General features: G+C 72.0%; 10 protein-coding genes. 5 read left to right on the plus strand and 5 right to left on the minus strand.

Annotation, left to right across the window (positions count from 1 at the left end):
- Positions 1-39: 39 nt before the first annotated feature.
- The 4 genes from BIV03_RS14415 to BIV03_RS14430 all read right to left on the minus strand — a co-directional run bounded on the left by BIV03_RS14415 (position 40) and on the right by BIV03_RS14430 (position 4,320).
- The gene (locus BIV03_RS14415) at positions 40-1,077 is read right to left on the minus strand and encodes a hemolysin family protein (protein ID WP_070416367.1); all 1,038 of its coding nucleotides are present in this window, start codon (positions 1,075-1,077) and stop codon (positions 40-42) included.
- Positions 1,074-2,453, minus strand: a complete 1,380-nt coding sequence (locus BIV03_RS14420; RefSeq protein ID WP_071296177.1) for a hemolysin family protein — start codon at positions 2,451-2,453, stop codon at positions 1,074-1,076. The genes BIV03_RS14415 and BIV03_RS14420 overlap by 4 nt, the downstream gene beginning before the upstream one ends.
- 146 nt (positions 2,454-2,599) lie before the next feature.
- The gene (locus BIV03_RS14425) at positions 2,600-3,682 is read right to left on the minus strand and encodes an NADH:flavin oxidoreductase/NADH oxidase (protein WP_070416365.1); all 1,083 of its coding nucleotides are present in this window, start codon (positions 3,680-3,682) and stop codon (positions 2,600-2,602) included.
- On the minus strand, positions 3,679-4,320 hold the full coding sequence (locus tag BIV03_RS14430; protein WP_071296342.1) for an HAD family phosphatase: 642 nt from the start codon (positions 4,318-4,320) through the stop codon (positions 3,679-3,681). The genes BIV03_RS14425 and BIV03_RS14430 overlap by 4 nt, the downstream gene beginning before the upstream one ends.
- Here BIV03_RS14430 and BIV03_RS14435 point away from each other — a divergent pair.
- Entirely contained in the window at positions 4,319-5,206 is an 888-nt protein-coding gene (locus BIV03_RS14435; RefSeq protein ID WP_139201994.1) for an ADP/ATP-dependent (S)-NAD(P)H-hydrate dehydratase, read from the plus strand. The genes BIV03_RS14430 and BIV03_RS14435 overlap by 2 nt on opposite strands.
- Before the next feature lie 97 nt (positions 5,207-5,303).
- Here BIV03_RS14435 and BIV03_RS14440 read toward each other — a convergent pair whose 3' ends face one another.
- On the minus strand, positions 5,304-6,014 hold the full coding sequence (locus BIV03_RS14440) for a YceI family protein (protein ID WP_083403459.1): 711 nt from the start codon (positions 6,012-6,014) through the stop codon (positions 5,304-5,306).
- Positions 6,015-6,078: 64 nt separating this feature from the next.
- Between BIV03_RS14440 and BIV03_RS14445 the strand changes: the two genes are divergently transcribed.
- From BIV03_RS14445 to BIV03_RS14460, 4 genes are all read left to right on the plus strand, one after another.
- Positions 6,079-7,356, plus strand: coding sequence for a glycosyltransferase 87 family protein (locus BIV03_RS14445; protein WP_139201995.1), 1,278 nt, complete (start codon positions 6,079-6,081; stop codon positions 7,354-7,356).
- Positions 7,353-7,661 (plus strand): thiamine-binding protein, encoded by a 309-nt coding sequence (locus BIV03_RS14450; RefSeq protein ID WP_070416362.1) that lies wholly within the window; start codon positions 7,353-7,355, stop codon positions 7,659-7,661. The genes BIV03_RS14445 and BIV03_RS14450 overlap by 4 nt, the downstream gene beginning before the upstream one ends.
- Before the next feature lie 94 nt (positions 7,662-7,755).
- The gene (locus tag BIV03_RS14455; protein WP_139199272.1) at positions 7,756-7,935 is read left to right on the plus strand and encodes a hypothetical protein; all 180 of its coding nucleotides are present in this window, start codon (positions 7,756-7,758) and stop codon (positions 7,933-7,935) included.
- A 263-nt stretch (positions 7,936-8,198) separates the two neighbouring features.
- Positions 8,199-9,464, plus strand: a complete 1,266-nt coding sequence (locus tag BIV03_RS14460; RefSeq protein ID WP_071296180.1) for an MFS transporter — start codon at positions 8,199-8,201, stop codon at positions 9,462-9,464.
- Positions 9,465-9,563 lie beyond the last annotated feature (99 nt).

Raw genomic sequence — 9,563 nt, forward strand, 5'->3', positions numbered from 1 at the left:
CCGGCTGGCACCGCGCCTCCTGTCTGCAGGTGCGCGCGTCTACCGCCGGCGGGTCGCGTCCTCGACGGTGCCCACGAGCTCCTCGAGGATGTCCTCGAGGAAGAGCACACCGAGCGTCCGGCCCTCGGCGTCGAACGCCCGCGCCACGTGACGACCGGCGGCGCGCATGGTCGCCAGGGCGTCCTCGAGGTCCATCTCCGTGTACAGCGAGATGAGCTGCCGGATCCGCTTCGGCGGCACCGGGTCGTCGTACTCGTCCGGTCGGAGGTCGATGACGTCCTTCACGTGCACGTAGCCCGTGGGGGAGCCGTCCTCGGCCACGAGCACGTACCGCGAGAACCCGCGCTGGGCCACGGCCCGCTCGACGTCACCCGGGGTGGCGTCCTCGGGGAGGGTGACGAGCTCGGCCATCGGCACGGCGACGTCCTTGACCTTCTTCTCGGTGAACTCGAACGCCAGGGCGAGCTTGCCGTCGTCGGTGAGGGTGCCCTCGCGGCGGGACTGCTCGACGATGGTCTGGACCTCCTCGACGGTGAACGCGCTCACGGCTTCGTCCTTCGGCTCGACCCGGAAGAGCCGGAGCACGGCGTTCGCGACCTCGTTCAGGCCGACGACCACCCAGTGCAGGCCGTGGCCGATGTACCAGAGCGTCGGCACGAGGAGGAGCGCCGCACGGTCGGGCATCGAGAACGAGATGTTCTTCGGGACCATCTCGCCGAACACCACGTGCAGGAACGACACGAGCAGCAGCGTGAACACGAACGCCACGACGCCGATGACCTCGACGCTCCAGCCCGTGAGGTGCAGCGGGACCTCGAGCAGGTGGTGGATCGCCGGCTCGGAGACGTTGAGGATGAGCAGCGAGCACACCGTGATGCCGAGCTGGGTGGTGGCGAGCATGCGGGTGGCGTGCTCCATCGCCCAGAGCGTCATCTGTGCGGCGCGCGAGCCCTCTTCCGCGCGCGGCTCGATCTGGGAGCGGCGTGCGGAGATGACGGCGAACTCGGCCGCGACGAAGTAGGCGTTGCCCATCAGGAGGACGACGAGCCAGAAGATGCCCCACCAGTCGGAGCTCATCGGGTGCCGCCCTTCGCAGTGGCCTTCGAGGCCGTGGCCTTCGTGGCCGGGATGATGATGCCGGTCGCCGGGGTCTCCGGCGGCGTGGGCGTCCAGCGGATCCGGTCGATGCGGCGCCCGTCGAGGCGTTCGACGCGGAACACGCCGTCCTCGAGCGGCACCTCGTCACCGACGGCCGGGAGCCGCCCGAGGGTAGACATGATGAACCCGCCGACGGTCTCGTACGGGCCGTCCTCGGGGACCTTCACACCAGCGCGGTCCTCGAGCTCGTCCGGGCGGAGGAGCCCCGGGAACGTCAGCCAGTTGCGCGACCGGACGACGTCGATCCGTGCACGGTCGTGCTCGTCGGACACCTCGCCGACGATCTCCTCGATGAGGTCCTCGAGCGTCACGACCCCCGCGGTGCCGCCGTACTCGTCGACGACGATCACCATCTGGTAGCCGCGACCGCGGACCTCGGCGAGCAGCGTGTCGCCGGGCATGGTCTCGGGGACGCGCTCGGCGTCGGTCATGAGGGCGCCGACGGGGACCTCGGGGCGCTTCTCGCGGGGCACGGCGACGGCCTGCTTCACGTGCACGATGCCGACGACGTCGTCCGCGTCCTCCTCGATGACGGGGAAGCGGCTGAACCCGGTCTTCCGGGCGAGCGCGATGACGTCGTCGGCGGACTCGGACACGCGGATCGTGGAGAGCCGGGGGCGCGGGGTCATCACGTCGCTGGCGCTCAGTTCGGAGAACGAGATCGTCCGTTCGAGCAGCGTCGCGGTGTCCTGTTCGAGGGAGCCCTCGGACGCGGACCGACGCAGCAGCGAGGTGAGCTCCTCGGCGCTGCGCGCACCGGACAGTTCCTCTTGCGGCTCGATGCCCATCGCCCGGAGCACGGCGTTGGCGGTGCCGTTCAGCACCGCGACGGCCGGCTTGAACACCGTGGTGAACGCGATCTGCAGCGGCACGACGAGCTTCGCGGTCTGCAGGGGGAGCGCGAGCGCGAAGTTCTTCGGCACGAGCTCGCCGAGGATCATCGACAGCAGGGTCGCGATGACGAGCGCCACGATCGAGCCGACGGTCTCGACGATCGCCTCGGGCAGCCGCATCGCGAGGAACGGCGCTTCGAGCAGCTTCGCGATCGACGGCTCGAGCAGGTAGCCGGTGAGCAGGGTCGTCAGCGTGATGCCGAGCTGCGCGCTGGAGAGGTGCGTCGAGGTGACCTTCAACGCACCGATGACGGGTGCGAGGCCGGTCTCACCGCGGTCTCGCCGGGCCTCGACGTCGGCGCGGTCGAGGTTGACCAGCGCGAACTCGGACGCGACGAAGACACCGGTGCCGAGTGTCAGCAGGATGCCGCCGATCAGCATGACGATGTCGATCGGACTCATGATTCACCTCCCGCAGGGCGCGAGGCAGTGCAGCTCACCGAGTGAGCGGCGGATGAGTGAGGCGAAGAACTGTTCGGGGGATCGTCCACAGTGAGGCAATCGTACTGCCTGGCACGCTGCCAAGCCGAGAGAACGTACAGAACGGCCTACGCCGTCACACGCGCGCGGTGGTACTGCTGCGGCTCGTAGTCCACGGAGACGCCGAGCTCGACGGCGGCGCGGAGCGGGAAGCCCGGGTCGCGCAGGAACTCGCGGCCCACCATGACGACGTCCGCCTGGCCGGTCGCCACGATCTGCTCGGCCTGGAACGCCTCCGAGATCATGCCGACCGCGATCGTGCCGATGCCGGCGTCGCGCTTGATCGCGTCGGCGAAGGGCACCTGGTAACCCGGGCCGACCGGGATCGGGGCGCTCGCGACGTTGCCACCGGTCGAGACGTCGGCGAGGTCGGCACCGTGCTCGGCGGCCCAGCGCGCGACCTGCGTGGTCTCCTCGAGCGTCAGGCCGCCTTCGACCCAGTCGGTCGCCGAGAAGCGGACGACGACCGGGAAGCCCGCGCCGACCTCTGCACGGACGGCGTCCAGTACCTCGAGCAGGGCGCGGGCGCGGTTCTCGAGTGAGCCGCCGTACGAGTCGGTCCGGTGGTTGCTCAACGGCGACAGGAACTGGTGCAGCAGGTAGCCGTGCGCGGCGTGGATCTCGACGAGGTCGAAGCCGGCCTCGACCGAGCGTCGAGCGGCAGCGGCGAACGCCAGGGCCACCACGCGGATGTCCTCGGTGGCGAGCTCGCGCGGCTCGGCGTACCCGTCGAAGGCGACCGCGGACGGTGCCACGGTGTTCCAGCCGCCCTGGTCCGCCGGCACGGAGCCGTGCGTCGACTCCCACGGGCGGAACGTCGACGCCTTGCGGCCGGCGTGCGCGAGCTGGACGCCCGCGGCGGCGCCCTGCGAGTGGATGAAGTCGACGATCGGGCGGAACGCGTCGCGCTGCTCGTCGTTCCACAGCCCGAGGTCCTGCGGGCTGATCCGCCCCTCCGGCACGACGCCCGTGGCCTCGACCACGACCGCGCCGGCACCGCCCTTGGCGAAGCCGCCGAGGTGCACGAGGTGCCACGGCGTCGGCACGCCGTCCTGCGCCTCGACCGAGTACTGGCACATCGGGGAGACCCAGATGCGGTTGCGGACGGTCAGGTCGCGGATGGTGATCGGTTCGAACAGGGCGTGCGTCACGCGGGCTCCTTCTCGGCGGTCGCCCCGGTCGCGAGCTCCTGCAGGAACGCGCGGAGTCCGGCGGGCGACGTGTAGTGGTGGCCGACCGCCCCGATCGCTTCCGCGCCGGCGGCGTTCTCGGCCCTGTTGTCGACGAACACCATCTGCGCGGTGTCGATTCCCAGGCGCGCGCACGTGTCCAGGTAGATCGAGGCGTCCGGCTTCAGGACGTGCTCCTCGGCGCTCACCACGACGGTCTCGAACAGGGAGCCCATCGGGGACCGGCGGTACGGGTCACCGAAGTCGAACCCGGCGTTCGACAGCAGGGCGACCCGGGTGCCGGCGTCGTGCAGCTCCTCGACGATCGCGAGGGTCTCCGGCTCGACCTCGAACCAGCCGGTGAAGTCGATCGCCCAGAACCGGTGGATGTCGGTGATGCGCCACGTCCGGCCGGTGCGCTCGGCGATCGACCGCCAGTAGTCCACGACGGAGAGGTCGCCGCGGTCCAGGTCGTGCCGGAGCTCCTGGTAGACGGGGAAGAGCTCGTCCGCCGGCACCCCGGTCGCCGCGACGAGGGCGTCCCGCGACGCGTGCGGCGTCCGGCTGATCACCTCGCCGTAGTCGAAGACCACCACACGACCGGGCAGGAACAGGCTCATGCGCTCCACCGTAACGTGGCGTCTCGTGAACGACTTCGTCCCCTTCGCCCCGACCGACGCCGCCGCCTGGACCACCGCCCCGCACGGCGACTCCACCAAGTACCGGCGGGGTGTCCTCGGCGTCGCGACCGGCTCCGACCAGTACCCGGGTGCCGCCGTGCTGGGCGTCGACGCCGCCGTGCACACCGGCGTCGGGATGGTCCGGTACGCCGGACCGTCCCGCGCGTCGGACCACGTGCTCGCGCGGCGTCCCGAGGTCGTCGCCGGGGTCGGACGGGTGCAGGCGTGGCTCGTCGGCTCCGGGATCTCGGCGGGCTCGCTCGACGACCTGGACGACGTGACGGCGGAGGGGTTCCGGCACGCCTCGGACGACGGGGTCCCCGTGGTGGTCGACGCCGGGGCGATCCCGCTCGTCGAGCTGGGGCCCCTCGCGGTGCTGACGCCGCACGCGGGGGAGCTCGCCAACGTCCTGCACGAGTCGCGGGAGGCCATCGAGCAGGACCCGGCCGCGGCCGCGCTCCGTGCCGCCGCGCAGACCGGGAGCGTCGTGCTCCTGAAGGGGTCCGCCACGCACGTCGCGACACCCGACGGGTCGGTGCGGCTCGTGGCCTCGTCGGCGACACCGTGGCTCGCGGCCGCCGGTGCCGGTGACGTCCTCGGCGGGGTGCTCGGGGCGCTCGTGGCGGCTCGGCAGGGTGCGGCGGAGGCGTCCGGGTCGTCGCTGTCGCCGTCCGACCTGGCGCACCTGGCCGCCTCGGCTGCGGTGGTGCACGGGATCGCGGCGCGACGGGCGTCCGGGGGTGGGCCGTTCACCATGGCGGCACTGGTCGAGCAGCTGGCGGGCGTGGTGCGCGACCTCGTCGTCGAGGGCGACGCGCGGGGGTAGCCGCGAGCGGCGACGGACGGGAGGCGCGGTGCGGGCCGGCACCGCGCCTCCTGGCCGTCAGGTGGTCACGTCCGGGGCGTGACGCGCGTCGTGCGCGTCAGCTCGCGGGGGTCGCGTGCACGAGGAACTCGACCGCACCCGCGTCGTCGACCTGCACGAAGCCGAGGCTCGGGGCCTGCACGCCGAAGTCCGAGAAGGTGATCGGGATCGAGCCGGAGACGTCGACGCCGTCGCCGTTCAGCCCGACCTCGAGCGTCGCGGCGACCGACTTCGTGACGCCGTGCAGCGTGAGGTCCCCGGTGGCCTCGACCTTCGTCGTGCCGGAGCCGGACGGGACCGCGTCCGCGATCGGCTCGGTGAGCGTGAAGGTCGCGGTGGGGAACGCCGACGTGTCGAGCGCCGAGTCGCGGAAGTACGAGTCGCGCTGGGCCGAGTCCGTGGCGATGTCGGCGACCTGCACGGTGATGGTCGCCTTCGTGATCGCGGTGCCGTCGACGGTCGCGCTGCCGGTGACGCTGTCGGTGCGCCCGGTGACGGTGACGTCCGAGCCGTTCAGGACCTCGTGGACGCGGTACCCGGCCTCGGAGTCCCCGCCGACCGTCCACGCGCCGGACAGGTCCGCGGCGTCGAGCGTCGACGGGGCGCGGCTCGCGGCGACGCTCGGCGCGGCGGAGGCCTTGGCGTTCTCGCTGCTCGTGTAGAGGTTCGTGCCGACGATCGCGGCGACGACGCCGATGACGACGACCGCGGCGACGACCGCGATCCAGATGACGGCTCTGCGGCGCGTGCGCGGGGTGTCGGAGGTCACGAGGGGAACGGTGACACGTCATGCTCGGGGGAACCTGTGACGGGCGTGCCGCTACGCTCGTCCGGTGCAGAGGACGGTGTGGCGTTCGCGGTGGCGTTCGCGGTGGCCCGAGGTCGCGGCGTTCGTCGTGGCGTTCGCCGCCGTGCACGCGGTCCTCTGGTGGCTGACCTCCGTGTCGGCGAACCTGCCGCTCGGCGACGTCACGATCACCTACCGGCGCTGGATCGAGACCGGGCACGCGTCCGGGTTCTGGGTCGGGATCGACGAGGACTGGGTGTACCCGATCCTCGCGATCGTCCCGATGGCCGCTGCCGCCGTCGCGGGCGTGACGTCGATCGGCACCGGGTGGCTCGTGCTCATGGTCGTGCTCGACGCCGTCGCGTGCGCGTTCCTGTGGCGCTTCCGTGGGCTCGGCGTGCGCGTCGTGTGGTGGTGGCTCGCCTTCCTGCTCGCCCTCGGGCCGATCGGCCTCGGGCGCATCGACACCGTCGCGACCGTCCTCGCCCTGGTCGGGGTCGCCTTCGTCGCGTCGCGGCCGGCCGTCGCCTCGGCGCTGTTCACCGCCGGCGCGTGGACGAAGGTCTGGCCCGCGGCGCTCGTGGGCGTCCTCCTGCTGCTCCGCCGTGGACACCGCCGCGGGGTGCTCGTCGGTGCGCTCGTGCTGACGGCGCTCATCGTCCTCGTCGACGTCCTCTACGGGGGAGCGGCGCACCTGTTCTCGTTCGTGGGGCAGCAGAGCGGCCGTGCGCTGCAGATCGAGGCGCCCCTCGCGACCCCCTTCATGTGGGCGGCGGCGCTCGGCTTCCCCGGTGCCGCGGTCTACTACGACCAGCAGATCCTGACGTTCGAGGTGTCCGGCGCCGGGACGCACGCGGCAGCCGCGGTGTCGACGCCGCTCATGGCCGTGGTCGTCGTCGGTGGGGTGCTGCTCGCGCTCTGGGCCGTGCACCGCGGCGCGCACCGGGCCGAGGCCGCGCCGCTGCTGGCACTGCTCCTGGTGGCCGCGCTGGTCGCCGCGAACAAGGTCGGGTCGCCGCAGTACATCGGGTGGTTGGCCGTGCCGATCGTGTGGGGGCTCGTCGCCGGTCGTCCGAGCGCCCGGCGCTTCCTGCCCGTCGCCGTCGCTGCGATCCCGATGGCGCTGTTGACGCAGGTGATCTACCCCGGGTTCTACGACCAGGTGCTCACCGTGCAGCCCTGGGTGCTCGTGGTCCTCACGCTCCGGAACGCGCTCGAGGTCGCGGTGCTGGTCTGGAGCGTCGTCGCGATCGTCCGGCTCGGCGTGCGGGCCCGTGCCACCGCTGTGCCGGTCGTCCCGGCAGGGGGCAGGATGGACGCATGATCGTCGCGTTCTCCGTCGCCCCGTCCGGTGGTCCCTCCGCGAGCTCGGACGGGTCCGTGCACGACGCCGTCGCGGCCGCCGTGCGGATCGTCCGCGAGAGCGGGTTGCCGAACCGCACCTCGTCGATGTTCACCGAGGTCGAGGGGGAGTGGGACGAGGTCATGGACGTCGTCAAGCGCGCCACTGAGGCCGTCGGGGCGTACGGCACGCGGGTGTCCCTCGTGCTCAAGGCCGACATCCGCCCGGGGCACACCGGCGAGATCGACGGCAAGCTCGAGCGGCTCGAGGCTGCGCTCGACGACTGAGCGACACGCCGAGCACCTCCCACGGATGTCGGTGGTCGGGTGTGTCCTGTCGGTGTCGGACGGAACGCGTCCGCACGACGACGAGGAGCACGTGATGATGCACGACGGCTGGTGCCCCGACTGCGACCTGCGGACGGTCGTCATCGACTCGGATGAACACGGCGACACCGCCTGGGCGAGCTGCACCGAGTGCGGCGCCGGGTGGGTCCACCGTGACGAACTCCCGGGGCTCGTCGTCGCGGCCCACGCGGAGCCGGAGCGTCGCGCCGCCTGACGCGGGTCGAATCGATTCGGCCGGGCGACTTCCGTTCGGCCTTTGGAGCGGTCTACACTGCTGAGACCGGTCGCTTTCGGTGGCCGGCCGTCCACGTTCGCCGCTGAACCAGGACCACCCTCCGCCCGTTCCCGGTCGCATCGTCAGCGACGTCGACGGCACGGAGGCACGGTGCGGCGGCCACGCGCACCGACGGTCCCAGCCGACTCACGCGAGTCGACGTCCGGAACCCGTCCCGCTCCTCCCGTCCCGAAACAGGCACCATGTCCCAGCTCACGCCTGCGCGTCGCGCACTCGCGCTCATCGCCCTCGCCCTCGGCGGGTTCGCCATCGGTTCGACCGAGTTCGTCGCGATGGGGCTCCTGCCGAACATCGCCGAGGCGCTCCTGCCGCGCCAGTACGGCCTCGACCCGGACGCCGGGATCGCGCACGCCGGCTGGCTCGTGAGCGCGTACGCCCTCGGTGTCGTCGTCGGTGCCCCCACGATCGCGGCGATGTCGGCGAAGTTCCCGCGCAAGGGCCTGATCCTCGTGCTGCTCGTCGGGTTCGTCCTGGCGACGGTCGCGAGCGCGATCCTGCCGTCGTTCGGCCTCGTGCTCGTGGCGCGGTTCGTCGCGGGGCTCCCGCACGGTGCGTACTTCGGCATCGCGTCGATCGTGGCGGGCGACATCATGGGTCCGGGCAAGCGCGGCAAGGGCATCGCGATGGTGCTGCTCGGCCTGTCGGTCGCGAACGTCGTGGGCGTCCCGGCGATCACCTGGGTCGGGCAGGTCGCCAGCTGGCGCATCGCGTACGGCGTCGTCGCCGTCCTGTTCGCCCTGACGTTCCTCGCGGTGTGGGCCTTCGTGCCGCGCAGCGCCCGTGACGAGCACGCGACGATCGGCCGCGAGCTCAGGGCGTTCCGCGTGCCGCAGGTCTGGATGGTCATGGGCCTCGGAGCCGTCGGCTTCGGCGGTTTCTTCGCGGTCTACTCGTACATCTCGCCGCTCGTGCAGAACGTCACGGGGCTGTCGGAGTCGTTCGTGCCGCTCGTCCTCGTGGTCGTCGGCATCGGCATGGTCATCGGTGGCGTGCTCGGCGGGCACCTGGCCGACCACAGCGTCAAGCGCACGATCTACGTCGGCATGTTCGCGCTGATCGGCGCCCTGCTCGTCACCGTCCTCACCGCGCAGTGGGTGTGGGGGGTGTTCCTCGGGGCGTTCCTGCTCGGTGCGACCTCGTCCGCGATCCCGCCGGCCGTGCAGTCCCGCCTGATGGACGTCGCCGGAGACGCACGGACCATCGCGGCGGCGCTCAACCACTCGGCGTTCAACATCGGCAACTCGATCGGTGCGGCCCTGGGCGGCGCGGTCATCGCTGCCGGGTTCGGCTTCAAGGCGCCGGGGTGGCTCGGCATCGTGCTGGCGCTGCTCGGTGTCCTCATGACGATGGTGAGCTACGGCGCCGAGCGCCGCAGCACCCGCCGTGCGTCGCTCCGGTCGTCATCGCCGACCACCGGCCCGATCACCGCGCCCGTCCCGCTGGGCTGACGCGGGTCCCACCGGCCAGGAGGCGCGGGGCGGCCCCGCACCGCGCCTCCAGTCCGTCGACGGTGCGGCAGACCGCCGATCGTGAGCAGAAGAGGTCGG

This window comes from Curtobacterium sp. MCBA15_016 (assembly GCF_001865105.1).
In the GTDB taxonomy this organism is placed as follows: Bacteria; Actinomycetota; Actinomycetes; order Actinomycetales; family Microbacteriaceae; genus Curtobacterium.